Below are 23,670 nucleotides of genomic sequence, written 5' to 3' on the forward strand. Positions count from 1 at the left end.
GAACACACCGAGAGGAGGCACCGCCATGGACGCTGCCGTCATCGTCGTCGGAGCGGGTCCCACCGGCCTGATGGCCGCGGGCGAGTTGCGCCTGGCCGGCGTCGACGTCGTCGTGCTGGACCGGCTGCCCCGACCCAGCGGCGAGTCCCGCGGGCTCGGCTTCACCCCGCGCACCATGGAGGTCTTCGACCAGCGCGGACTGCTGCCGCGCTACGGACCGCTCGACACCAGCCCACTCGGCCACTTCGGCGGCGTGCCGGTGGACTTCGGCGTCCTCGACGGCGCGCACTTCAGCGTCAGGGGCGTGCCGCAGCACCGCACCGAGGCGGTACTCGGCGGCTGGATCGAGGAACTCGGCGCGCGCGTGCTGCGCGGTACCGACGTGGTCGGTCTGAGTGCCGGCACCGACGAGGTCACCGTCACCGTCGAGGGGCCCGACGGGCCCGGCACTCTGCGCGCCGGCTGGGTGGTCGGCTGCGACGGCGGCCGCAGCACCGTGCGGAAGCTCGCCGGATTCAGCTTCGAAGGAACCGAGTCGACGATGGAGATGTTCCTCGCCGACATCGCGGACTGCGACATCGCGCCACGCCCCATCGGCGAGTCGCTGCCCGGCGGCATGGCGATGTCCGTGCCGATCGGCGACGGCGTGCACCGGATCATCGTGTGCGAGCGGGGAGCGCGCCCCCGCCCGCGCCCGGACGGTATCCGCTACGGCGAAGTGGCCTCCGCCTGGAGGCGGTTGACCGGCCAGGACATCTCCGCGGCCACCCCGCTGTGGATCAGCGCGTTCGGCGACGCCGCGCGCCAGGCCGACGCGTACCGGCGCGGCCGGGTACTGCTGGCCGGCGACGCCGCCCACATCCACCTGCCCGCCGGCGGCCAGGGCATGAACACCGGCGTCCAGGACGCCGTCAACCTCGGGTGGAAGCTGGCCGCCGTCGTGCGGGGCCACGCTCCCCAGTCCCTCCTCGACACCTACCACGACGAACGCCACCCGGTCGGGCGCCGGCTCCTCGCCAACACCCGGGCGCAGGGCCTGCTCTACCTCAGCGGCAGCGAGGTCCAGCCCCTGCGCGACGTGCTCGGTGAGCTGGTGGTCCACCACGCGGTCGGCCGCCATCTGGCCGGGATGGTCAGCGGCCTCGACATCCGCTACGACGTCGGGCCCGGCACCCACCCGCTGCTGGGCCGGCGCCTGCCGCACGCGGAACTGTCCACCGGCGGCGGCCGGTCCGACACCACCTCGCTGCTCCGCCCGGCCCGCGGTGTGCTCCTCGACCTGGCCGACGACCCGGTCCTGCGCCGCCGCGCCGCCGCCTGGACCGACCGGCTGACGATCGTCACCGGCACGCCCCTGCGCGGGAGTCCGGCCTCCGGCGCGGGCGGCCCGCTGGCCGGCACGAAGGCCGTCCTGGTCCGCCCGGACGGCCACGTGGCCTGGACCGCGCCCGGCACCGACCTGCTCCTCGACGAGGCACTGACCCGCTGGTTCGGCCCGTCCCTGCGCCGCACTCCGGCTCCCGCCCGCAGCGCGGCGTAACCGCCCGACCCGCTCCCCCGCACCCGGCTGTACGGCGGCGCCCGCGACCGTCGCGCAGCCGCACCCCGCCCGCACCGCAGCGCAGCGCACCGCCCCGCAGGGCCCGACGACGTGCCCCGGCTCTCCTGCCACCCACCCCACGCAACGACCGAGAGAAGGACCCATGCACAGCACCCTGATCGTGGCACGGATGGAACCCGGCCACGCCCCGGACGTCGGCGCCCTGTTCGCCGGCTTCGACCGCACCGACATGCCGCACCGGATGGGCACCCGGCGCCGCCAGCTGTTCCTCTACCACGGCCTGTACTTCCACCTGCAGGACTTCGACGAGCACGACGGCGGCACCCGGATCGAGGAGGCGCGAACGGACCCGCGCTTCGTCCGGATCAGCGCCGACCTCAAACCGTTCATCGGCGCCTACGACCCCGCCACCTGGCAGTCCCCGGCCGACGCCATGGCCACCCGCTTCTACGACTGGGACGGCTCGGCATGAGCGAGCGGCGCGTCGTCATCACCGGCATCGGCGTCCTCGCTCCCGGCGGGGTGGGCGTCAAGAACTTCTGGGACCTGCTCGCCGAGGGCCGCACCGCGACCCGCGGCATCACGTTCTTCGACCCGGCCCCGTTCCGGTCCCGGATCGCGGCCGAGATCGACTTCTGCCCCGAGGCGCACGGCCTCGGCCCGCAGGAGGTCCGGCGGATGGACCGCGCGGCCCAACTGGCCGTGGCCGCCACCCGCGAGGCACTCGCCGACAGCGGTCTCGACATCGGCGCGCTGGATCCGCACCGGGTGGGTGTCACGGTCGGCAGCGCGGTCGGCGCGACGACCGGCCTCGACGCGGAGTACCGGGTCGTCAGCGACGGCGGGCGGCTGGCCGAGGTCGACCACCGCTACGCCGTACCGCACCTGTACGACTACCTCGTCCCCAGCTCGTTCGCCGCGGAGGTGGCCTGGGCCGCCGGGGCCGAGGGGCCCTCGGCGGTGGTCTCGACGGGGTGCACCTCCGGCATCGACTCCGTCGGGCACGCGGTCGAGCTGATCCGCGAGGGCAGCGCCGACGTCATGGTGGCCGGTTCGTCCGACGCCCCCATCTCGCCCATCACGGTGGCCTGCTTCGACGCCATCAAGGCCACCACCCCCCGCAACGACGACCCCGAGCACGCCTCCCGCCCCTTCGACGGCACCCGCAACGGCTTCGTGCTGGGCGAGGGCGCGGCCATCTTCGTGCTGGAGGAACTGAGCAGCGCCCGCCGCCGCGGCGCCGTGATCTACGCGGAGATCGCCGGCTACGCCTCCCGCTGCAACGCCTTCCACATGACCGGTCTGCGGCCGGACGGGGCCGAGATGGCCGAGGCGATCCGGGTCGCCCTCGACGAGGCGAGGCTGCACCCCACCGCTGTCGACTACGTCAACGCGCACGGCTCGGGCACCAAGCAGAACGACCGGCACGAGACGGCCGCGTTCAAGCGGAGCCTCGGCGAGCACGCCCGGCGGGTCCCGGTCAGCTCGATCAAGTCGATGGTCGGCCACTCGCTCGGCGCCATCGGCTCCATCGAGATCGCCGCGTCGGCGCTGGCGATCCGTCACGACGTGGTGCCGCCGACCGCGAACCTGCACACCCCCGACCCCGAGTGCGACCTCGACTACGTCCCGCTCACCGCCCGCGAGCACCGCACCGACACCGTGCTCACCGTGGGCAGCGGGTTCGGCGGCTTCCAGAGCGCCATGGTGCTCGCCGAACCGGAGAGGAGGGCGGCATGACCGAGGCGGTCGTCACCGGGCTCGGCGTGGTGTCGCCCACCGGCCTCGGCACCCGGGAGTTCTGGTCGGCGACGGTCGAGGGCCGCAGCGCCATCGGCCCGGTCACCCGCTTCGACGCGGACGGCTACCCCGCACGGCTGGCCGGTGAGATCGCCGGATTCGTGGCCGAGGACCACCTGCCCGGGCGGCTGATCCCCCAGACCGACCGCATGACGCGGCTGGCGCTGGTCGCCGCGGACTGGGCGCTGGACGACGCGGGCATCGACCCGTCGCAGCACGCGGCGTTCGACATGGGTGTGGTCACCGCCAGTACCTCCGGCGGCTTCGAGTTCGGGCAGAACGAGCTGCGCAAGCTGTGGAGCCAGGGCGGGCAGTACGTGAGCGCGTACCAGTCCTTCGCCTGGTTCTACGCCGTCAACAGCGGCCAGATCTCCATCCGCAACGGCATGAAGGGGCCGTCCGGCGTCATCGTCAGCGACCAGGCCGGCGGCCTCGACGCCCTCGCCCACACCCGCCGTCTCATCCGCAAGGGCACCCCCGTCATCGTCTCGGGCGGGGTGGACGCCGCTCTGTGCCCGTGGGGCTGGGTGGCCCAGCTCGCCAGCGACCGGCTCAGCACGAGCGACGACCCCGGCGGCGCCTACCTGCCCTTCGACGCGGCGGCAACCGGGCATGTCCCGGGCGAGGGTGGGGCCATCCTCCTGGTCGAGGACGCCGCGTCGGCGCGTGCCCGCGGCGTGGCCGGCTACGGCGTCATCGCCGGGTACGGCGCGTCCTTCGACCCCCGGCCCGGCTCCGGGCGCGAGCCCGGACTGCGGCACGCGATCGAGAGCGCGCTGCACGACGCGCGGCTGACGGCCGATCAGGTCGACGTGGTCTTCGCCGACGCCGCCGGGCTGCCCGAGCTGGACCGGGTCGAGGCGGATGCCCTCGCGGCGGTGTTCGGGCCCGGCGCCGTCCCGGTCACGGCACCCAAGACCACCACCGGCAGGCTCGGTTCCGGCGCCGCCCCGCTGGACCTCGCCGGCGCGCTGCTGGCGCTGCGGCACGGCGTCATCCCGCCGACCGTCCATGTCCGGCCCGACCCCGCGTACCGGATCGACCTGGTCACCGGTGCGGCCCGCGAGATCCCGCTGCGTACAGCGCTGGTCGTCGCCCGCGGGTACGGCGGCTTCAACTCGGCGGTCGTCGTCCGGAAGGCCGAGCCGAGCTGACCCGGCGGCGCCCGGCCCCGAGCCGGCCTGGCGGGCGGCCTCAGGCACCGCCCGCCAGGCCACACCCGTCCGCACCGCAACCTCCGCCCCCGTCCCCGCCCCACCGAACTCCCCCTCGCGCGGGCTCGGCCCGCCCCCCGCAGCGACGAGAGGACACCATGTCGCACACCCCCTTCCGCGTCGACGACCTGCGCCGGATCCTGCGCGAAGGCGCCGGCGCCGACGAGACCGTGGACCTCGAGGGCGAGATCCTCGACACCGACTTCGACGCGCTCGGCTACGAGTCGCTCGCCCTGCTGGAGACCGGCAGCCGGATCGAGCGCGAGTACGGCATCTCGCTCGGCGACGAGGCGCTGGCACCCCACACCACGCCCCGCGCGCTGATCGACGCGGTCAACGGCGAGCTCGCCCCGGCCCCGCGAACGTGACCGCCCGGGCCCGGCGCACGCAGCGAAGCGCCCGGCCCGCGCACGCTCCCGCATCCCCGTACACCCCCCATGCCCTCCCCCGGGTACGCCCCCCGCACACCCGTCGCCCGCGAGGGCGCCACGACAACCGAGGAGCAAGGACGTGGCACCAACCGAGCAGGAGCAGAACCCGCGCCGGCCGCAGGACGGCGGACGAGGCCACGGCGGCCGTGTCGCCGTTGTCACCGGCGGCACCAGCGGCATCGGCCTGGCCGTCGTACGGCAACTGGCCGAGCAGGGCCACCGCGTCTTCCTCGGCGCCCGCACCGCCGAGGCGGTCGCCACCACCGTCAAGGAACTGCGCGCCGAGGGGCTGGCGGTGGACGGCGCCGAGGTCGACGTGCGCGAACCGCGGTCCGTGCGGCCCTTCGTGGCGGCCGCCGTCGCCGCCTACGGCGCCGTCGACGTCCTGGTGAACAACGCCGGGCGGTCCGGCGGCGGCGTGACCGCCGACATCGCCGACAACCTCTGGTACGACGTGATCGCCACCAACCTCAACAGCGTCTTCCTGGTCACCCGCGAGGTTCTGACCACGGGCGGGCTGCGCGGCAGGTCCTGGGGCCGCATCGTCAACATCGCGTCCACCGCGGGCAAGCAGGGCGTGGTGCTCGGCGCCCCGTACTCCGCGTCCAAGCACGGGGTGGTCGGCTTCACCAAGGCGCTCGGCAACGAGCTGGCCCCGACCGGCATCACCGTCAACGCCGTCTGCCCGGGCTACGTGGAGACGCCGATGGCCCAGCGGGTGCGCGCCGGCTACGCGCGTGCGTGGGACACCACCGAGGACGACGTCCTCACCCGGTTCCAGGCCAAGATCCCGCTCGGCCGCTACTCCACCCCGCAGGAAGTCGCGGGCCTGGTCGGCTACCTGGTCTCCGACGCGGCCGCGTCGGTCACCTCCCAGGCGCTCAACGTCTGCGGCGGCCTGGGCAACTTCTGACCCCCGCGCCGCCGTTCCCGCGGGCGGCCCGAGGCGCCGCCCGCCGAATCGTTCAGGAGGACCCATGCCGCAGCGCGGCACGCACGAGACCGAACACACCATCACCGTCGCGGCCCCGGCGACCGCCGTCTACCAACTGCTCGCCGACGTCGGGAACTGGCCGCGGATCTTCGCGCCCACCCTCTACGTCGACCACCTGGAGCGCTCGGGACAGCAGGAGCGCATCCGCGTCTGGGCGACCGCCAACGGAGAGCCGAAGAGCTGGACCTCGCACCGCACCCTGGACCCGCGGGCGCTGCGCATCGACTTCCGGCAGGAGGTCTCCGCCCCACCGGTGGCCCGGATGGCGGGCACCTGGATCGTCGAGCCGCGCGGCGAGGACGCCGCCGAAGTCCGGCTGCTGCACGACTACCGCGCGGTCGACGACAGCCCCGAGGGGCTGGAGTGGATCGACCGCGCGGTGGACCGCAACTCCCGTACCGAACTGGAGGGTCTGCGCGCGAACGTCGAACGCGCGCACCGTGACGCGGAGTTGACCTTCACCTTCGAGGACGTGGTGCACATCGACGGGTCCGTGCGGGACGTCTACGACTTCGTGAACGACGCCGGCCAGTGGGAGCACCGGCTGCCGCACGTCGCACGGGTCCGGCTCACCGAGGACACCCCCGGCCTGCAGACGCTGGAGATGGACACGCGGGCCCAGGACGGCAGCACCCACACCACCAAGTCCCACCGGGTGTGCCTGCCGCCCCACCGGATCGCCTACAAGCAGGTCACGCTGCCGGCGTTGCTGTCCCTGCACACCGGACTGTGGACCTTCACCGAGACCACCGAGACCACCGGGACCGGCGAGGGCAGTGCGGGCCGCACCGGCGTCGCCGCGTCCTCGCGGCACACGGTCGTCCTGGACCGGGACGCGATCAGCGGCGTACTGGGCCCGGAGGCGGACGTCGCCGCCGCACGCGACTACGTCCGCACCGCGCTGAGCGCCAACAGCAGGGCGACCCTCGATCTCGGCCGGGCCTACGCGGAAAGCGGGCGGTGAGCCGTGAACGCAGTGAACACCGCCGCCAAAACGCGGGCGGCCCGCCTCGACGCCGACGTCGTGGTGGTGGGCGCCGGCCCCGTCGGTCTCCTGCTCGCCGGCGAGCTGCGGCTGGGCGGCGCGGACGTGCTGGTGCTGGAGCGGCTGCTGGAACCCACCACCGAGTCGCGGGCCTCCACCCTGCACGCGCGCACCCTGGAGATCCTCGACGCCCGGGGCCTACTGGCCGGGTTCGGCACCCTCCCCCACGACCCGCGCGGCCACTTCGGCGGCATCCCGCTGGACCTGACCGTGCCCGGCCCCTACGCGGGCCAGTGGAAGGCACCGCAGACCCTGACCGAGGCGCGCCTGGCATCGTGGGCGGCCGACCTGGGCGTACGGCTGCTGCGCGGCCACGAGGTACGCGCCGTCGAGCCCGTCGAGGGCCATGTGGACCTGGTGGCGCGGACACCCGACGGCACCGACGCGCGGGTCCGGGCCCGGTACGCCGTCGCCGCCGACGGCCAGGACAGCACCCTGCGCGGCCTGCTCGGCGCCGACTTCCCCGGCCGGCCCGCCGAACGCGAGCTGCTGCGGGCCGACGTGTCCGGTGTCGACGTCCCCGACCGCCGCTTCGAGCGGCTGGACCGCGGGCTGGCGATCGCCGCCCGGCGGGGCGACGGCGTGACCCGGGTGATGGTGAACGAGTTCGGCGCCCAGCCGTCCCCGGACCGCTCGCCCGGGTTCGCGACCGTCGCCGACACGTGGAAACGGGTCACCGGCGAGGAGATCGGCCACGGCACCCCGCTGTGGGCCGGCTCCTTCGACGACTCCGCCCGGCAGCTCGCCGGCTACCGCCACGGGCGGGTGCTGTTCGCCGGCGACGCGGCCCACCGGCATCTTCCGGTGGGCGGGCAGGCCCTCAACCTGGGTCTGCAGGACGCGTTCAACCTCGGGTGGAAGCTCGCCGCCGCCGTGCGCGCCGAGGCCGCCGGAGCCCACGTGTTCGCGGGCACCCTGCTGGACACCTACCACGCCGAACGGCACCCGGCCGGGCGTCAGGTGCTCACCTCCGTCCGGGCGCAGGCGCTGCTGCTGCTCGGCGGCCCCGAGGTCGATCCGGTCCGGGCGGTGTTCGAGGAGCTGATCGACCTGCCGCCGGCCCGCAGGCACCTGGCCGGTGCCGTCAGCGGCCTCGACACCCGCTACGACCTGGGCGGCGACCACCCGTTGACGGGTGCGCCGATCCCCCACGCCGCCCTGCGCACCGGGGCCGGCACCACGGCCGCGGTCACCAGCAGCGCGGCGCTGTTGCGCGCCGGGCACGGCGTGCTGCTCGACCTCACCGGCGACGACGTCCACGGCGAGCGGCTCGCGCGGGCGGTCGCCCCGTGGGCCGGGCACGTGCGCCATGTCCGCGCGCGGGCGGCGGAGCCGGACGCCGAGCGGCTGAACGTCGTGGGGGCCGCGCTGATCCGCCCGGACGGGCACGTGGCCTGGGCGATCGGCCCGGACGCGACCCCGGCCCGCGCCCTGGCCGCCGCGCGCAGGGCACTCCGGCGCTGGTTCGGCCCACCGGCCCGATCCCCGCAGTGACCGGCCGGGAGCCGCGGAGGCTCCCGGCACCGGCCGACCCCGTTCCGGAAGGCGGTACCCGACATGACCCACCCCGTCCCCTCCGGTCCTCCCGCGCCGCCGGCGCCCGAGGGCCGCGACGCCCTGGCCGGGCTGGCGGCGCTGGCCGATCGCGCAGAGATCAGCGGCCTCCTCGACCGCTACCTCCTCGACTTCGACGACCTTCCGGCCGCTCAGCGCGAGGACGCCTGGTACGGCGCGCTGTTCACGCCGGACCTGGAGCTGGAGTTCCCGGTGGGCGGCCACCACGGGCTCGCCGGGCTGGCCGGGTTCCAGCGCGCGGCCAAGGCGAACTGGGCGCGGACCCACCACGCCAGCACCAACCACGTGATGGTGCTCACCGGCGACGCCGCGGAGCTGTCCGCCAAGCTCCTGGTCACCCATGTGCACCCGCCGGAGTCCGGCCGGGCGGATCTGCGGACCGGCAGCCGGATCGCGGCGCACGCGGTCCGCACCCCGGCCGGCTGGCGGCTGCGCGTACTGGCGATACGCCTGGTGTGGAGCCGCGGCGACCTGCCTCCCGGCACGGGCCGGCGATGAGCGTGCCCGCGGCGAACGTCATCCCCGTCGCGCCAACCGCGCGCGGCCCACCCACGCGGCCGGTGCGGCACCACCGCCGCACGAACCACCCCCGGTCCGGCGTCCCGCACCGCAGATGCGCCACCCGTGCCACCCGCGTCAGCAGCCCGCGACGCCGACCCGCCGACCCGCCGACCCGCCGACCCGCCGACCCGCCGACCCGCCGACCCGCCGACCCGCCGACAGACCGTGCGCCGCGCCCGCCCACCCGACAACCCACGCCCGCCCGGCACAGCCCGTACACCATCCCCGACAACCCACGCCCGCCGGACGACCGGCGCTCCGGGCGCCCCGTACGGGCCACTCCGGGAGCCGGCCCGAGGCGCCACCTCCCGCGCGAACTCGCCCGCGTCCGGGGCGTGTTCCGCGGTCCGACGCCGCGTGTTGACGCCCTGCTCGGGCGTGTGTCACGCTTTCCGGGCGGCTTTGCCCTGCCCGGAATCCGACGGTTCGTCAACCGTATCCCGAGCAGCGCCTCCCGGAATCCCTTTCCCGCTCGCCGCAGCCCCCTCCCGCCGGCCCCGCGCTCGCGCGCCTGCCGCCCCGCCACGTCCCCGCGCCCCACCGGTCCTGCCACTCCGGACGCGCCCGCGGGACGGCACGCGCGCAGGTACGCGGCATGCGCACCTGGACACCTCGCACATCGCGCCGGGCCGGCGGGTCCGGGCACCACCTCATGGAGGCCGTCCCGCCATGTCCGCTCCACTTCCGCCGCCCGTGCGGATCCTCCAGCTGGCCACCGCCGGCTGGATGTCGCAGGCAGTCAGTGCCGCCGCCGAACTCGGCATCGCCGACACCCTCGGCGACGGCCCCCGAACCGTCGAGGAGATCGCCGAGGAGGTCGGCGCCCACGCACCCACGCTCTACCGGCTGCTGCGCGCCTGCGCCGACATCGAACTCTTCGAGGAACGGCCCGACCGGGTCTTCGCCCTCACCGAACTCGGCGACGCGCTGCGCAGCGACTCGCCCGTCTCGCTGCGCGACTTCGCCATCTGGACCGGCCTGCCCGCCGAACGCGGCGCCTGGACCGCGCTGGCGGGCAGCGTCCGCACCGGCGCCCCCGCCTTCGAGGGCGTCCACGGATCGTCGGTGTGGGACCACATCCGCCGACACCCCGACGTGGCGGGCGTGTTCGACCGCGCGATGACCCAGACCTCCCGGCAGATCATCGGATCGATCGTCGCCGCCTACGACTTCGGCGGTCTGCACACGCTCGTCGACGTCGGCGGCGGGCGCGGCGCCCTGCTCTCGGCGATCCTGGCGGCCAACCCGGGCCTGCACGGGGTGCTGTACGACCAGCCGGAGGTCGTCGCCGAAGCGGGGCCGGTCCTGAAGGGGGCCGGCGTCGCCGAACGCTGCACGACGGAGGCCGGCAGCTTCTTCGACGCCGTCCCGCGGGGCGGCGACGCGTACCTGCTCTCCAACATCATCCACGACTGGGACGACGAGCCGTCGATCCGCATCCTGTCCACGGTGCGTGCGGCGCTGCCCGCACACGGACGGGTGCTTCTGGTCGAGGCGGTGCTGCCGGCCGGACGGCCGGCACTGAACGTGAAACTGATGGACCTCGACATGCTCGTGCTGTGCGGCGGTCGGCAGCGCACCGAGGCGGAGTTCGCCGCACTGCTGGAGCCCGCCGGCATGCGGCTGAACCGGATCGTCCCGGGCGGCCACTGCAGCGTCGTGGAGGCCGTCGCTGCCTGACGGAGCGTCAGCACCCGCCCCGACGGCGCGCCCGGCGCTCCTGGTCGCGCGCCGTCACGACCCCCGCCCGTACCCCTTCCCGGGAGACCCGATGCCTTTCCTCTCGCCCGACGACGGCTACCTGACCGTGCTCAACCTCTTCCGCACCGGCACCCAGCAGGGCCAGGACCGGCTGCTCGACACGATGCGCGACATCATCGACCACGCCGACTACCCGGGGTGGATCTCCTCCACCCTGCACGGTGGCCAGGACGAGCACGGCACCGCCAACTACATCCAGTGGCGCAGCCTCGAAGACCTCCAGGCCCGCTACGCCGGTGAGGGCTTCAAGCACCACACGGTGCCGCTCTTCAACGAACTCGCGAGCTCCATCCGCCTGGTGCAGACCGAGGTGGTCGCCTCCCAGCTCCATCCGGGACTGGAGAAGGTGGAGATCTCCACCGGGCGCGACGACTACACGGTGATCATCGTCTTCGACGTCGACCCCAAGGACCAGAAGGACCTGGTCGACACCCTCGCCGAGCCCGAGGAGTGGGTCCGCACCTATCCCGGGCACCGATCCCACACCATCCTGCGCGGCCTGGACGGCACCACCGTCGTCAACTACGCGCAGTGGGACAGCAAGGACGCGTACGACGCCTTCCACCGGGTGCCGGAGGAGGACCGCCCGTCGAGCGTCCGGCGGGGCCGGCAGCACGCGCGCTCGCTGGTGACCGCCCGCGACGCGAACACGTACGCGGTCGTGCACGACCGGTCCGCGGCCGGCTGACCGGCCGGCGGGCCACGACCCGCCCGGCGCAGCACCGTTCACCACCGTTCACCGCCGTTTGACGGCCCGTCCAGGAAAGGAGTGCCGCGTCGATGCCGCAGCACACCACGTTGTTCGGATTCGCCCCCGGGACCGAGACCGCCCGCGCCGCCGAGATCGTCCGGCTCGGTGTCCAGGCCGACCGCTCCGGCCTCGACCTGTTCTCCACCTCGGACCATCCGTACTACGGGCACCGGCTGGACGCCTACTCCACGCTCGGCTTCGTGCTGGGGGCCACCTCCGGGATCGCCGGGCTGGCGAACGTGACCAACCTGCCCAGCCGGCCCGCGCCGGTGCTCGCCCGCACGCTCACCTCGCTGTCGGCGCTGTCCGGCGGCCGGATCGTCCTCGGCATCGGCGCGGGCGGCCTGTGGGACGAGATCGAGCGGTTCGGCCGTCCCCGGCTCGGACCCGCCCAGGCGGTGCGCGCGCTGGAGGAGGCGATCACCCTGGTGCGCGCGCTGTCCGGCGGCGGCGAACCGGTCACCCTGATCGGGGAGTTCAACGAGGTCCGCGCCATCGAGCCGGCCGACGTGCCCACCCCGCTGATCTGGACCGGTTCGCTCGGCGACCGCTCGCTGGCGGTCACCGGGCGGCTCGCCGACGGCTGGATCCCCGGGCACGCCTCGGACTGGGTCAGCGAGCGCTACCTCTCCTCCCGGCCGCTGATCGACCGGGCCGCGGAGGAGGCCGGCCGCGACCCGTCCGCCGTCGCCACCGTCTTCAACCTGCCGGGCCGCATCACCGGCAGGCCGCTGGACCGGGTCCGCGACGACGACGGCCGATGGATCGGCGGCTCGGTGCGGCAGTGGGTGGACGAGCTCAGCAGCGCCGTGCTGGAACACGGTGCCGCCGGTTTCGTCCACTTCGCCACCGGTGGCGATCCCCTCGACGCCGCTCTCGGGCGGTGGGCGGAGGAGGTCGTGCCGGCCGTCCGCGAGAACGTCGCCAAAGGCTGACCGTCCGACCCGCGACACACCCGATCCCCCGCTCCGGCAGCCGCCGGCACGACCGATCGACCCCGACGGCCGGGCTGCACCCGCGGCCCGGCCGTCGCCATGCCACCACCAGGTACCTCCGGGAGACCCGCATGTCCCGCCTCAGCCGCAGACCCGTCCCCCTCGTCGCCGCCACCGCGGCCGTACTCCTCGCCGCGGCCTGCGGCTCAGGGTCCGGCTCCGGCGGCAGCACCTCGTCCACCCCCGTCTCCGGCGGTTCCCTCACCTACGCGGTGGACACCGAACCGGTCTCCTGGGACATCGACGTCAGCCAGCAGGACATCACCGGATCCATCCAGCGCAACGTCTTCGACTCCCTCGTCTTCCAGGACGACAAGGGGCAGTTCCACCCCTGGCTCGCCTCGTCCTGGACCGTCGCGAAGGACCTGCGCACCTACACCTTCCATCTCCGCAAGGGCGTCACCTTCACCGACGGCACGCCCTTCAACGCGCAGGCGGTCAAGACCAACTTCGACCGCATCGTCGACCCGGCCACCACGTCGCAGTACGCCGCCGGGCTGCTCGGGCCTTATTCCGGCACCAAGGTCGTCGACGCGTACACCGTCGAGGTCTCCTTCACCAAGGCGTTCGCCCCCTTCCTCCAAGCGGCCAGCACCCCCTACCTCGGCTTCTACTCGCCCGCCGCGATCGCCAAGTACGGCTCGAAACTGGGTGCCGGCGGGCCCGCCGACGTGGGTACCGGCCCCTTCGTGTTCTCCTCGTACACCAAGGGGCAGAGCGCGGTCCTCACCCGCAACCCGAAGTACGACTGGGCGCCCGCCACCGACTCCCACCAGGGGCCCGCCTACCTCGACAAACTCACCTACCGCTTCCTCAGCCAGGACTCGGTGCGGGTCGGCGCGCTGCGCAGCGGCCAGGTCCAGGTCGCCAAGTCCGTCCCGCCGGCCGACGTCAAGACCCTCACGCCCGGATCCGGTCTCACGGTGATCTCCAAGCAGGCGCCCGGCGGGGTCTACAACCTGGTGCTCAACGCGTCCCGCGGGCCCTTCACCGACCAGCGGGTGCGCGAGGCCGTCCAGCGCGGCATCAACGTCGACGCCGACGTCAAGAGCGTCTACTTCGGCGCTTACCAGCGCGCCTGGAGCCCGCTGTCCCCCGCGACCGCCGGCTACGACTCGGCGCTGACCGGGACATGGCCGTACGACCCGAAGCTGGCGGACCGGCTGCTGGACCAGGCGGGCTGGACCGCGCGCGACTCCTCGGGGTACCGCACCAAGGACGGCAAGCGGCTCTCGCTGGTGTGGCCGCTGATGCCGCAGAACCTCGTCAGCCAGCAGCACGACATCCTCGGTCAGGCCGTGCAGGCCGACCTGAAGAAGCTCGGCATCCAGGTCGAGCGGCCGCGGCAGGACGTCGGCACCTTCGTCAAGCAGCTCTTCGGCGGCAAGGACGACATCTCCGACTACAGCTGGGCCCGGGCCGACCCGGACGTGCTGCGGCTGTACTTCAACAGCGCCGAGACTCCCGCCAAGGGCGGCGCCAACGGCACCTTCATCAAGGACGCCGACCTCGACGCGTGGACCGAGCAGGGCCAGACCACCCTCGACCCGGCCGCCCGCGCCACCTTCTACACCCAGGTGCAGAAGCGCGCCGTCGACCTGTCCCTCGTCGTGCCGATGTACGTCGTCTCCTCGGTGTACGGCGCCTCCACCCACGCGCACGGCATCACCGCCGACGCCAACACCTGGCTGGAGTTCCACGACGCCTGGCTCGGGAAGTGACGTGAAGGCGACACACCTGCTCCAGGCGGTCGCCCGACGGGTGGCGGCGGCCGCGGCGGTGCTCCTCGGCGCCGCCACGGTCGCGTTCGCCGCTCTCCAGCTCATCCCCGGCGACCCGGTGACCACCATGCTGGGCCCCTTCAGCTCCGCCACGCCCGAGGTCCGCGACCGCATCCGCGCCCAGTACGGGCTGGGCGAACCGGTGGGACAGCAGTACCTGCACTACCTCGGCCACCTGCTGCGCGGCGACCTCGGGCAGTCCTACCAGGTACAGCGGCCGGTCGGCTCGCTGATCGGCGACCAGCTCGGCCCCACCGCCCAACTGGCCCTGGCCGCACTGGCGCTGGCCCTCCTGCTGGCCCTGGTCAGCGCCGTCGCGACCGCCGGGCGCCGCCCGGTGCTCCGGGGCGCGGCGTCCCTGCTGGAGCTGCTCACCGTCTCCAGCCCGTCGTACTGGACCGGCATCCTGCTGCTGACCGCCTTCTCCTTCCACTGGCAGCTGTTCCCCGTCGCCGGCGCCCAGAACGGCACCTCCCTGGTGCTGCCCGCGCTGACCCTGGCCCTGCCCATGACCGGCGTCCTCGCCCAGGTCCTGCGGGAGGGCCTGGAGACCGCGCTGCACGAGCCGTTCGCCGTCACCGCCCGCTCCCGGGGCCTGAGCAGCACCGCGGTGCGGCTGCGCCACGCGCTGCGCCACGCCGCCCTTCCGCTGGTCACGCTGACCGGCTGGCTGGCCGGATCGCTGCTGGGCGGTGCGGTCCTGGTGGAGACGGTCTTCGGCCGGCCCGGCATCGGCGCCCTCATCCTCCAGGCGACCACCAACAAGGACATGCCCCTGGTGATCGGCCTGGTGCTGCTGTCGGCCCTGGTGTTCGTGGTGCTCTCGACCCTGGTGGACCTGCTCTACCTGGTCATCGACCCCCGCCTCAGGACGGACCAGGTGACGCCGTGACCGCGCTGCCCACCCTCGAGACCGCACCCCAGGCGCCGGCCGACACCGCGCCCCGCGCCGGGCGCCGCCCGCGCGCCCGCACCCTGCTGCTCGTGCCCGCGCTGCTCTTCCTCGCCCTGCTGGTGGTGGCCGCCGCGGCACCCGGCCTGTTCACCGGCGCGGCGCCCAACGCCACCCACCCGCTCCAGGCGCTGCGGCCGCCCGGCGCGGGCCACTGGTTCGGCACCGACCAGCTCGGCCGCGACCTCTACACCCGCGTCGTCTACGGCACCCGGCTGTCGCTGCTGCTCGGGGCCGGATCCACCGCGCTGTCCGTGCTGGCCGGCGCGGCCCTCGGGCTGACCGCCGGGCTCGGCGGGCGCGTGGCCGACCAGGTGCTGATGCGGCTGGCCGACGTGCTCCTCGCACTGCCGCCGATCCTGCTCGCCCTGCTCGCGGTCGCGGTCCTCGGCAGCGGCACCGTCAACGTGGCCCTCGCCATCGCGGCCGCGTTCGCCCCGGGTTACGCCCGGATCGTGCGCGCCGAGACGCTGGTGGTGCGCCGCTCCGGGTACGTCGAGGCCGCCACCACCCTCGGCCTGTCCCGGGCGGCGCTGATCCGGCGTCATGTGGTGCCCAACGCGCTCGGCCCGCTACTGGTCCTGGCCACCGTCGGCTTCGGCTCGTCGCTCATCGCCGCGTCCGGGCTGAGCTTCCTGGGTCTGGGACCGCAGCCGCCCACCGCGGAGTGGGGCGCGATGCTCGACCAGGGACGGGACTTCCTGCAGACCGCCTGGTGGTTGGGCATCTTCCCCGGCGCGGCCATCACCCTGACCGCGCTGGTGGTCAACATCGTGGGCCGGCAGGCCCAGGCCCGTTTCACCCGGAGGACCGGCCGATGACGCCTCTGCTCACCGTCGACGGGCTCGACGTGTCCTTCGGCGCGCTGCGCGCCGTACGGGACGTCTCCTTCACCCTCGACGCCGGCGAATGCCTCGCCGTGGTCGGCGAGTCGGGCTCCGGGAAGTCCGTCACCGCCCGCGCGCTGGTCGGCCTCGCCGGCGACGGGTCGAGGGTGCGGGCGGGCACGCTGGAGTTCGACGGCCACGATCTCACCCGCCTGCGCGAGCCGCAGTGGCGCGGGCTGCGCGGCAGGCGGGTCGGCCTGGTCCTCCAGGACGCGCTGTCCTCGCTGGACCCGCTGCGCACCGTCGGCGCCGAGATCGCCGAACCGCTGCGCGTGCACGGCGTGGAGCCCCGCTCACGTCGCGCCGACCGGGTGCGCGATCTCCTCGCCGACGTCGGGGTGCCCCAGCCGCAACTGCGCGCCGCGCAGTACCCCCACCAGCTCTCCGGCGGGCTGCGGCAGCGCGCCCTGATCGCCTCCGCGATCGCCGCGGGGCCCGACCTCCTCATCGCCGACGAACCGACCACCGCCCTCGACGTGTCGGTGCAGGCGCAGATCCTCGACCTGCTCGACCGGCTCCGCCGCGAGGGCACGGCGCTGCTGCTCATCAGCCACGACCTGTCCGTGGTGGCGCGGCTCGCCGACCGGGTGGCGGTCATGTACGGCGGGCGGATCGTCGAGACCGGTCCCGGCCGGCGCGTGCTGGAACGCCCGCGCCACCCGTACACCCGGGCGCTGCTCGACGCGGTCCCGGCGTTGCATGCCAAGGGCGCCCGGCTCTCCGCCCCGACGGTGCCGCGGCCGCACGCCGGACGGGACGGCTGCCCGTACGCCCACCGGTGCGCGGCGGCCGACGAGGCGTGCCGCACCGCGCTGCCGGCCGTCACCGGTCCGGACGCCGCCGTGTGCCATCATCCGCTGGACGGCGAGGAGTCGGACCGTACGCCGCAGAAGCCGCACGCCACCGCGCGGGTGGCCGTCCGCGACCGCGAACCGCACGTCGAGGCCGGCACCGGGGGCTCGCCCGCGGCCCCGCCGCTGCTGGAGGTCGACGCCGTGTCGAAGGGCTTCCGCGGCCCGGACGGCGCCGTGCACCATGCGGTACGAGAGGTCTCCCTGCGGCTGGCGGCGGGCGAGGCCGTTGGCGTGGTCGGCGAGTCCGGCTCCGGCAAGACCACGGTGGCCAGGATCGCGCTCGGCCTGGTGCCTCCCGACGCCGGGCAGGTGCGGTTCGAGGGCCGGCCGTGGAGTGGTGTGCCGGAGAGGCAGCGGCGCACCGCGCGTCCCCGCATCCAGGCGGTGCAGCAGGACCCGCTGGGGTCGTTCGACCCCCGCTACAGCGTGGAACGGGTGGTCGGCGAGGCCGTGGCGCGGGCCGGGGTGCGCGGCCGCGCCGAACGCCTCGCTCGCGCCGCGGAGTTGCTGGACCGGGTGGGCCTGCCGGCCGCGGTCCTGGGGCGCCGCCCCGGTGAGCTGTCCGGCGGTCAGCGGCAGCGCGTAGCCCTCGCGCGCGCCCTGGCCACCTCACCCGGCGTCGTGGTCTGCGACGAACCCGTCTCGGCACTGGACGTGTCGGTGCAGGCCCAGATCCTCGACCTGCTGGCGGACATCCGGCGTGACACGGGGGTGGCCCTGCTGTTCATCTCGCACGACCTCGCGGTGGTACGGCACGTCAGCGACCGGATCGCGGTCATGAAGGACGGGCGGGTGGTGGAGTCCGGGCCGGTGCGGGAGGTCTTCGACGCACCGTCGCACGCCTACACGCGGGCGCTGCTGTCGGCGGCATCGCCCCTTCCCGCTCCCCCGCCGGCGCCGCTGCACCGCACCGGTCCCGCCTGACACACCTCCCGACGGAGCCCCGCGGCCCGGCGGCCGCGCCGTCCGCACACCCCAAGGGCCCTGGGCCACGGTCGATCCCGTGGCCCAGGGCCCCTTTTTCGTGGGTGCGGGTCGTCCGTGAGCGGGTCGCCCGTGTGTGGTGTCAGGCGCCTGCGGCCTCGGGCTGGGCCTCTGCGCCGGCCGGTGCCGGTCGCGCGGGCGGCGGCACGAAGTCCTTCTGCCGGATCAGCACCGCGCTGAGCACCGCGGACACCAGGGCCACCGCCGCGCCGATCCAGAGGATCAGGTTGAGCCCGCTGGTGAAACCGTGGTGGGCGCTTCGGGTGCTGAAGACGGTGCCGAGCACGGCGATCGCGGTGGCGAGGCCGACCTGCCGCGCGGTGGCGTTCACCCCGGAGGCCACCCCCGCCTGGGCCGGGGCGACGACCCCGACGGCGGTGGAGGCGAGCGGCACGGTGACCATGCCCGCGCCCAGGCCGGAGACGATCATCCCGGCCAGCAGGTGGGTCCAGGTGGAGGATTCCTTCACCCCAGTCATCAGCGCGATGCCGGCGGCGATGAGCACGAACCCGACGCTGATCATCAGCCGTACCGGCACCGCGGAGCTCAACCGCCCGGCGGTGGTGGACGCCACGAACATCGCCCCCGTCAGAGCCAGCAGTCGCAGGCCGGCCTGCGCGGGCGAGTAGTGCAGGTCCTGCTGGAGGTAGAGGACGAGGTAGGTGATGAGGGCGTAGATCGAGGCGTTGAGGCCGAAGGCGGCCACCAGCCCGCCGTTGAAGGTGGGCTTGCGGAAGAGCGTCAGGTCCAGCATCGGGTGCGGCGTGCGCCGTTCCAGCAAGACGAACCCGGCCAGCAGCACCGCGGCCGCCGCGAGCGTGCCCCACACCTTCGGCTGGGACCAGCCCTCGGAGGCGTTGATGAAGCCGTACAGCAGCAGTGCCAGGCCGGCGCTGAAGGCGACGAACCCGATCCAGTCGGGCCGGGCGGCCGACGGGTTGCGGGACTCTTCCAGTTTCAGGAGGGTGATCGCGACGACCGCGACGCCGATCGGCACGTTCACCCAGAAGATCCAGTGCCAGCTCAGGCCGCTGGTGAGCGCCCCGCCGAGCACCGGTCCGACGGCCACCGCGATGCCGAGGACGCCGCCGTAGATGCCGAAGGCCAGGCCGCGTTCACGGCCCTGGAACGCCTGGCTCAGCAGCGCGAGCGAGGTCGCCCACACCACCGCGCCGCCTATGCCCTGGCCGGCCCGGGCCAGCGCCAGGAACAACGGGCCGGTGGCCAGACCGCACAGCAGCGAGCCGAGCGTGAAGACCGCGGTGCCCGCCGCGTACAGCCGCCGCCGGCCCCACAGGTCGGCGAGCGAGCCACCGGTCAGCAGTCCGGCCGCGAGCGCGAGGGCGTAGGCGTCGATGACCCACTGCAGGTCCGACAGGGACGAGTGGAAGTCGTCCCGGATGTCGGGCAGCGCCACGTTCACGATGGTGATGTCGAGGACGAGCATGAACACCCCGGCCACCACGGCCACGAGCGTCCACCATTTGCGTGCCATGCGTGATCTGCCTTTCGTTTCCGGGACACCGCGACACCGGGACACCGGCGACCGGGACACCGACACGTACGGGAGGACGGGAACTACGGGGAGATACGGGGGAGATGGGGATGCGGGAAGGAGGACGGGTTCGGGCGCACCGGAGCCGTGCCGGCGTCAGGCGCGGGCGAACTCCGCGCGGACCAGCGGCATCACCTCGGTGGCGAAGCGCTCCCGGGTCTCGGCGTCGTCCAGGCCGAACAGCAGCGGGAAGGTGAAACCCGCCCGGACCAGGGCCGCCAGCTGCTCGGCTACCGCCTGCGAGGAGCCCGCGACGACGGGCCCGCCGGCGCCGCGCCGGCTGTCCATCACCACCTGGACGTTGCAGGCGCAGGTGAGCGTGTCGGGGTCGCGGCCGGCGGCGCGGGCCGCGGATCGTACTGTCTTCCGCAGTTCCGACGCCTCGGCCAGGCCCAGGCGTTGCAGCGACGGCAGCCAGCCGTCGGCCAGCCGCCCGGTGACGGTCAGGGCGCGCGGCCCGTACGTGCCCAGCCACACGGGGATGCGGTGCGCCGGGCGCGGCTCGATCCGGGCGTCGTGGACCGCGAAGTGCCGGCCCACGAACGTCGTCGTCGGCCGCTGCCACAGGGACGTGATGACCTGCACGGCCTCGTCGAGCGCCGCGACCTTCTGGCCGGGCGACCGCGTGCTGAGACCGAAGGCGGCGAACTCCGCCTCGTAGCCGCCGGTTCCGAGCCCCAGCACCAGGCGCCCGCGGGAGAGCCGGTCCAGGGTCTCGGCCATCTTCGCGAGCACGGCGGGGGCGCGGTACGGCAGCCCGAGCACGTCGGTGGCCAGCGTGATCCGCGTCGTGGCCGCGGCCAGGAAGCCGAGCGCGGTCCACGGCTCCCACGTCGCGCGGTCGCCGTGCAGATGGTCGCTGAGGGCGAAGAGGTCGAAGCCCAGCCGCTCGGCGTCGCGCGCGTCCTCCACCAACTGGTCCGGATCCGGTCCCCGGTAGTTCGCGAAGATCCCGAAGCCGACGTGCTGTCCGACGGGCGCGCTCATCGCGGCGCCCCCTCGGTACCAAACGTCCCGGCCTCCGGGCCGGCCGGGGCCGGCGTGCCGGGGCCGTCCGGCGCGAACGGTCGCGACCCGGCCACCACCGGGCGATCCGGGTCGGCCGACCACGCCGACCACGAGCCGGGGAAGAGGGCGGCGTCCGGCAGTCCGGCCCGCTCGACGGCCAGCAGGTTGTGGCAGGCGGTCACGCCGGAGCCGCAGTAGAACACCGGCTCCTCGGCATCGGCGACACCCAACTGTGCGAAACGCGCCCGGAGTTCCTCAGCCGAGCGGAAGGTGCCGTCCGGTCCGAGGTTGTCCTGCCAGGGGGCGCTGCGGGCACCGGGCACGTGGCCGGAGCGGGTCTCTCCCGCGTGCGCGTCGGCGCCCGAGTAGCGGCCTGCCGCCCGGGAGTCCAGCAACACGGCGCGCGGCGACAATCCCGCCCGCGCGGCGTCGTCGGCGCCGCGCAGCAGGCGGGCGGGCCACGGCGTCGCCCGGCGGACCACCGGCGTCCGCCGCACCGGGCCGGCCTGCAGGGGTCCGGGCCAGGCCGCGAGGCCGCCGTCCAGCAGCGCGGCGGCACGGCCGGTCCTGCGCAGCAGCCAGACCAGGCGGGCGGCGAACCCGCCGCCCTGGTCGTCGTACGCCACCACGATGTCGTCGTCGGCGATGCCGAGCCGGCCGAGCCGGGCGGCGAACTCCTCGGGTGCGGGCAGCGGGTGGCGGCCGCCGTCCGGCGCGGGGGGTGCGGACAGGTCGGTGTCGACGTCCACCCAGACGGCGCCCGGGAGGTGACCGGCGAGGTAGGCGTCCTGGCCGGATCGTCCGTCGAGGTACCAGCGGACGTCGGCGAGCACGAGCGCCGCGTGCTCGGCGCTCCCGTGCCGCTCCCGTACCCACGCGGCGGGGACCACCGGCGGTACGTCCCCCGCGCTCGTGTCCTGCGGGGCGCTCATGCCGTGCCCCCGACCGGCTCGGCCGCGGCGAGCGCGGCCGGGGCTGCGGAGCGCCCGCCGGCGGTGCCGCCGGTGGGACCGTCCGCGCCCAGGCCGGCGACCTGGGGGATCACGTCGGCCGCGACCAGTTCCATGGCGCGCGCCACCTTGGCGTGCGGGATGCCGCCGATGTCGATGGAGAGCAGGTGCAGGTCGTGGCCCCACAGTTCGTGCAGCCGGCCGAGCTTGTCGACCACCTCCGCCGGACTGCCGCAGATCGCCGAGCCGGGGCCGATCAGGTCCTCGAAGTCGAAGGCGAACGGGCGGGCGCCCGCCGGTAGTTTCGCGCCGCGGAAGTAGTTGCCGTAGTACTCGCGCCACTGGTCGCGGGCCTCGGCGGTGGTGTCGGCGACGAAGACGTGGCTGGCGGCGCCGGTACGGGCCTGGGCGGCGGGGCGGCCGACTCGCGCCCACAGCTCGCGGTAGAGCCGGAACATCGGCGCGTGCGCCTCGGGCGGGCGGGCGGTGGTGCCGAAGACCATGGGCAGGCCCGCGTCGACGGCCAGGTGCACCGACTCCGGCCGGGAGCCGCCGCTGACCCAGACCGGCGGCCGGGTCTGGTGGAGCCGGGGCTGGACGCGCACCCGGTCCAAGGGCGGGCGGAAGGCGCCCTGCCACGTCACCTCGGGTTCGTCCTCGGACCACAGGCGCAGCAGGAGTTCGAGGTTCTCCCGCTTGCGGTCCGCCTTGCTCTCGGGCGGCTGGGCGAAGACGGTGTAGGGATCGGGGAAGAAGGAGGCGCCCGCTATGAGTTGCAGCCGCCCGCGGGAGAGCAGGTCGACCGTGGCGTAGTCCTCCGCGACCAGCACCGGGTCCCGGTTGGCGACCAGCGTGGTGCCGGTGGCCAGGGTGATGGTCGAGGTGCGGGCGGCTATCGCCGCGAGCACCACGGGCGGCGCCGATATGACGTCGCGCTCGCCGAAGTGGTGCTCGCCCACGGTGAACCAGGAGAAGCCCAGGCGCTCGGCCAGCACCGCACCACGTACCACCTCGTCGAGGCGTTCCGCCTGGGAGACGCGGTGCCCGGTGAAGGGGTCGCTGAGTAGGGTGCCGAAAGTAATGGTCCCGATTTCCATCGTCACGGTCCTCTGGCGGGTTGAAGGAAAGCCCTCGAAGTAAAGTACAACGTGCATGGTAAATTGGGCAACGGACGACGACCCGCATCGGAGGCTTCCCCTGAGTACCTCACCGACGGCCCCCGCCGCCCCGGCGACCCCGGAGCGGCCTGTTCCCGCCCGCACCGGCGGGCGTGCGGGCAAGCGCCAGGCCATCACCCAAGGCGCCCGGACCGTGTTCGGCCGCGAGGGTTACAGCCGCACCAGCATCGAGGCCATCGCCGCCGAGGCGGGCGTGTCCACCCGCACCATCTACAACCACTTCGAGGGCAAGGACCAGCTGTTCTCCGACGTGGTCCACGACAGCGCGGGCCAGGTCGCGGACGCGTTCATCGCGACGGTGGAGAAGCAGGTCACCGGCACCGACCCGCGCACCGACCTGCTCGCGCTGGGCCGCGCCTTCGTCGGCCAGCGGACCCAGTTCCCCGAGCACTTCGCGATGATCCGGCAGATCAAGGCCGAGGTGCAACACTTCCCCGCGGCGGTGATCGACGCCTGGCAGCAGGCCGGCCCGCAGCGCGTACAGCAGGAGGTCGCCCGCCGCCTCCAGCAGCTCGCGGACGCCGGGCTCCTGCGCATTCCCGAACCCGCCCGCGCCACCGTGCACTTCATCGCCCTGGTGACCTCGGAGATCACCATCCGCCCCTACGGGAGCCCGGCACTCGGCCCGGCCCAGGTCCGGGACTGCGTCACCCGGGCGGTCGACGCCTTCCTGCACGGGTACGGAACGGACTCCGCCGCCGGCGCGCCCCGCTGACCCCCGCCGCCGCGACCGCGCGGTGGCGGGGCCCCGCGGACCGGCGCCCCCCGCGCCCTGCTCCCCGGCGACCGCCTCGACCAGCCCTGGGGCCGGCCCGCCCTCGGCGAGGGCACCG

Annotated in this window: 21 protein-coding genes; 17 read left to right on the forward strand and 4 right to left on the reverse strand. The window is 74.4% G+C overall.

From position 1 onward, the window contains the following. The first annotated feature begins 25 nt into the window (after positions 1 to 25). From C4U44_RS30960 to C4U44_RS31035, 16 genes are all read left to right on the forward strand, one after another. On the forward strand, positions 26 to 1,540 hold the full coding sequence (locus tag C4U44_RS30960) for an FAD-dependent monooxygenase (RefSeq protein WP_103889363.1): 1,515 nt from the start codon (positions 26 to 28) through the stop codon (positions 1,538 to 1,540). Between the two features lie 163 nt (positions 1,541 to 1,703). Further along, entirely contained in the window at positions 1,704 to 2,033 is a 330-nt protein-coding gene (locus C4U44_RS30965) for a TcmI family type II polyketide cyclase (RefSeq protein WP_103889364.1), read from the forward strand. Further along, entirely contained in the window at positions 2,030 to 3,301 is a 1,272-nt protein-coding gene (locus C4U44_RS30970; protein WP_103889365.1) for a beta-ketoacyl-[acyl-carrier-protein] synthase family protein, read from the forward strand. The genes C4U44_RS30965 and C4U44_RS30970 overlap by 4 nt, the downstream gene beginning before the upstream one ends. After that, entirely contained in the window at positions 3,298 to 4,515 is a 1,218-nt protein-coding gene (locus C4U44_RS30975) for a ketosynthase chain-length factor (protein WP_103889366.1), read from the forward strand. The genes C4U44_RS30970 and C4U44_RS30975 overlap by 4 nt, the downstream gene beginning before the upstream one ends. Before the next feature lie 158 nt (positions 4,516 to 4,673). Then, positions 4,674 to 4,943, forward strand: a complete 270-nt coding sequence (locus C4U44_RS30980) for an acyl carrier protein (protein WP_103889367.1) — start codon at positions 4,674 to 4,676, stop codon at positions 4,941 to 4,943. A gap of 142 nt (positions 4,944 to 5,085) precedes the next feature. Continuing rightward, on the forward strand, positions 5,086 to 5,919 hold the full coding sequence (locus tag C4U44_RS30985; RefSeq protein WP_103889368.1) for an SDR family NAD(P)-dependent oxidoreductase: 834 nt from the start codon (positions 5,086 to 5,088) through the stop codon (positions 5,917 to 5,919). Between the two features lie 64 nt (positions 5,920 to 5,983). Further along, positions 5,984 to 6,964, forward strand: coding sequence for an aromatase/cyclase (locus C4U44_RS30990; protein WP_103889369.1), 981 nt, complete (start codon positions 5,984 to 5,986; stop codon positions 6,962 to 6,964). A gap of 3 nt (positions 6,965 to 6,967) precedes the next feature. Continuing rightward, on the forward strand, positions 6,968 to 8,539 hold the full coding sequence (locus C4U44_RS30995; protein ID WP_235032474.1) for an FAD-dependent monooxygenase: 1,572 nt from the start codon (positions 6,968 to 6,970) through the stop codon (positions 8,537 to 8,539). 63 nt (positions 8,540 to 8,602) lie between these two features. Further along, the gene (locus tag C4U44_RS31000) at positions 8,603 to 9,118 is read left to right on the forward strand and encodes a nuclear transport factor 2 family protein (RefSeq protein WP_103889371.1); all 516 of its coding nucleotides are present in this window, start codon (positions 8,603 to 8,605) and stop codon (positions 9,116 to 9,118) included. A 732-nt stretch (positions 9,119 to 9,850) separates the two neighbouring features. Beyond that, a complete protein-coding gene (locus C4U44_RS31005) occupies positions 9,851 to 10,861 on the forward strand; it encodes a methyltransferase (protein ID WP_103889372.1) in 1,011 nt (336 codons plus the stop codon). A gap of 91 nt (positions 10,862 to 10,952) precedes the next feature. Then, a complete protein-coding gene (locus C4U44_RS31010; RefSeq protein ID WP_103889373.1) occupies positions 10,953 to 11,630 on the forward strand; it encodes an antibiotic biosynthesis monooxygenase family protein in 678 nt (225 codons plus the stop codon). A 92-nt stretch (positions 11,631 to 11,722) separates the two neighbouring features. Then, on the forward strand, positions 11,723 to 12,628 hold the full coding sequence (locus C4U44_RS31015) for an LLM class flavin-dependent oxidoreductase (RefSeq protein WP_103889374.1): 906 nt from the start codon (positions 11,723 to 11,725) through the stop codon (positions 12,626 to 12,628). A gap of 131 nt (positions 12,629 to 12,759) precedes the next feature. Next, positions 12,760 to 14,409 carry an ABC transporter substrate-binding protein gene (locus C4U44_RS31020; protein WP_103889375.1) on the forward strand — a complete coding sequence of 550 codons (1,650 nt, stop codon included), beginning with the start codon at positions 12,760 to 12,762 and terminating at the stop codon, positions 14,407 to 14,409. Position 14,410: 1 nt separating this feature from the next. Beyond that, positions 14,411 to 15,361, forward strand: coding sequence for an ABC transporter permease (locus C4U44_RS31025; RefSeq protein WP_200823465.1), 951 nt, complete (start codon positions 14,411 to 14,413; stop codon positions 15,359 to 15,361). Beyond that, positions 15,358 to 16,242 carry an ABC transporter permease gene (locus C4U44_RS31030; protein ID WP_235032475.1) on the forward strand — a complete coding sequence of 295 codons (885 nt, stop codon included), beginning with the start codon at positions 15,358 to 15,360 and terminating at the stop codon, positions 16,240 to 16,242. Before C4U44_RS31025 ends, C4U44_RS31030 begins: the two co-directional genes overlap by 4 nt. Continuing rightward, the gene (locus C4U44_RS31035; RefSeq protein WP_103889376.1) at positions 16,239 to 18,086 is read left to right on the forward strand and encodes a dipeptide ABC transporter ATP-binding protein; all 1,848 of its coding nucleotides are present in this window, start codon (positions 16,239 to 16,241) and stop codon (positions 18,084 to 18,086) included. The genes C4U44_RS31030 and C4U44_RS31035 overlap by 4 nt, the downstream gene beginning before the upstream one ends. A gap of 142 nt (positions 18,087 to 18,228) precedes the next feature. On the opposite strand, the gene C4U44_RS31040 is transcribed toward C4U44_RS31035, so the two are convergent. From C4U44_RS31040 to C4U44_RS31055, 4 genes are all read right to left on the reverse strand, one after another. Beyond that, positions 18,229 to 19,641: an MFS transporter gene (locus C4U44_RS31040; protein ID WP_103889377.1), complete on the reverse strand. Its 1,413-nt coding sequence runs from the start codon at positions 19,639 to 19,641 to the stop codon at positions 18,229 to 18,231. Positions 19,642 to 19,797: 156 nt separating this feature from the next. Beyond that, positions 19,798 to 20,688: an LLM class flavin-dependent oxidoreductase gene (locus C4U44_RS31045; protein ID WP_103889378.1), complete on the reverse strand. Its 891-nt coding sequence runs from the start codon at positions 20,686 to 20,688 to the stop codon at positions 19,798 to 19,800. Next, complete coding sequence (locus tag C4U44_RS31050) at positions 20,685 to 21,641, reverse strand: sulfurtransferase (RefSeq protein WP_103889379.1); 957 nt, start codon at positions 21,639 to 21,641, stop codon at positions 20,685 to 20,687. The genes C4U44_RS31045 and C4U44_RS31050 overlap by 4 nt, the downstream gene beginning before the upstream one ends. After that, complete coding sequence (locus C4U44_RS31055) at positions 21,638 to 22,756, reverse strand: LLM class flavin-dependent oxidoreductase (protein WP_103889380.1); 1,119 nt, start codon at positions 22,754 to 22,756, stop codon at positions 21,638 to 21,640. Before C4U44_RS31055 ends, C4U44_RS31050 begins: the two co-directional genes overlap by 4 nt. 55 nt (positions 22,757 to 22,811) lie before the next feature. On the opposite strand from C4U44_RS31055, the gene C4U44_RS31060 reads away from it, so the two are divergent. Beyond that, positions 22,812 to 23,552 (forward strand): TetR/AcrR family transcriptional regulator, encoded by a 741-nt coding sequence (locus tag C4U44_RS31060; protein ID WP_103889381.1) that lies wholly within the window; start codon positions 22,812 to 22,814, stop codon positions 23,550 to 23,552. Positions 23,553 to 23,670 lie beyond the last annotated feature (118 nt).

Origin of the sequence: Actinacidiphila yanglinensis (assembly GCF_900107965.1) — a bacterium.
GTDB lineage: Bacteria > Actinomycetota > Actinomycetes > Streptomycetales > Streptomycetaceae > Actinacidiphila > Actinacidiphila yanglinensis.

Bases quoted from the DNA above. Each gene is read 5' to 3' on its own strand.
- C4U44_RS30960 (WP_103889363.1), top strand. From the start codon at position 26: ATGGACGCTGCCGTCATCGTCGTCGGAGCGGGTCCCACCGGCCTGATG.
- C4U44_RS30965 (WP_103889364.1), top strand. From the start codon at position 1,704: ATGCACAGCACCCTGATCGTGGCACGGATGGAACCCGGCCACGCCCCG.
- C4U44_RS30970 (WP_103889365.1), top strand. From the start codon at position 2,030: ATGAGCGAGCGGCGCGTCGTCATCACCGGCATCGGCGTCCTCGCTCCC.
- C4U44_RS30975 (WP_103889366.1), top strand. From the start codon at position 3,298: ATGACCGAGGCGGTCGTCACCGGGCTCGGCGTGGTGTCGCCCACCGGC.
- C4U44_RS30980 (WP_103889367.1), top strand. From the start codon at position 4,674: ATGTCGCACACCCCCTTCCGCGTCGACGACCTGCGCCGGATCCTGCGC.
- C4U44_RS30990 (WP_103889369.1), top strand. From the start codon at position 5,984: ATGCCGCAGCGCGGCACGCACGAGACCGAACACACCATCACCGTCGCG.
- C4U44_RS31000 (WP_103889371.1), top strand. From the start codon at position 8,603: ATGACCCACCCCGTCCCCTCCGGTCCTCCCGCGCCGCCGGCGCCCGAG.
- C4U44_RS31005 (WP_103889372.1), top strand. From the start codon at position 9,851: ATGTCCGCTCCACTTCCGCCGCCCGTGCGGATCCTCCAGCTGGCCACC.
- C4U44_RS31010 (WP_103889373.1), top strand. From the start codon at position 10,953: ATGCCTTTCCTCTCGCCCGACGACGGCTACCTGACCGTGCTCAACCTC.
- C4U44_RS31015 (WP_103889374.1), top strand. From the start codon at position 11,723: ATGCCGCAGCACACCACGTTGTTCGGATTCGCCCCCGGGACCGAGACC.
- C4U44_RS31020 (WP_103889375.1), top strand. From the start codon at position 12,760: ATGTCCCGCCTCAGCCGCAGACCCGTCCCCCTCGTCGCCGCCACCGCG.
- C4U44_RS31035 (WP_103889376.1), top strand. From the start codon at position 16,239: ATGACGCCTCTGCTCACCGTCGACGGGCTCGACGTGTCCTTCGGCGCG.
- C4U44_RS31040 (WP_103889377.1), bottom strand. From the start codon at position 19,641: ATGGCACGCAAATGGTGGACGCTCGTGGCCGTGGTGGCCGGGGTGTTC.
- C4U44_RS31045 (WP_103889378.1), bottom strand. From the start codon at position 20,688: ATGAGCGCGCCCGTCGGACAGCACGTCGGCTTCGGGATCTTCGCGAAC.
- C4U44_RS31050 (WP_103889379.1), bottom strand. From the start codon at position 21,641: ATGAGCGCCCCGCAGGACACGAGCGCGGGGGACGTACCGCCGGTGGTC.
- C4U44_RS31055 (WP_103889380.1), bottom strand. From the start codon at position 22,756: ATGGAAATCGGGACCATTACTTTCGGCACCCTACTCAGCGACCCCTTC.
- C4U44_RS31060 (WP_103889381.1), top strand. From the start codon at position 22,812: ATGGTAAATTGGGCAACGGACGACGACCCGCATCGGAGGCTTCCCCTG.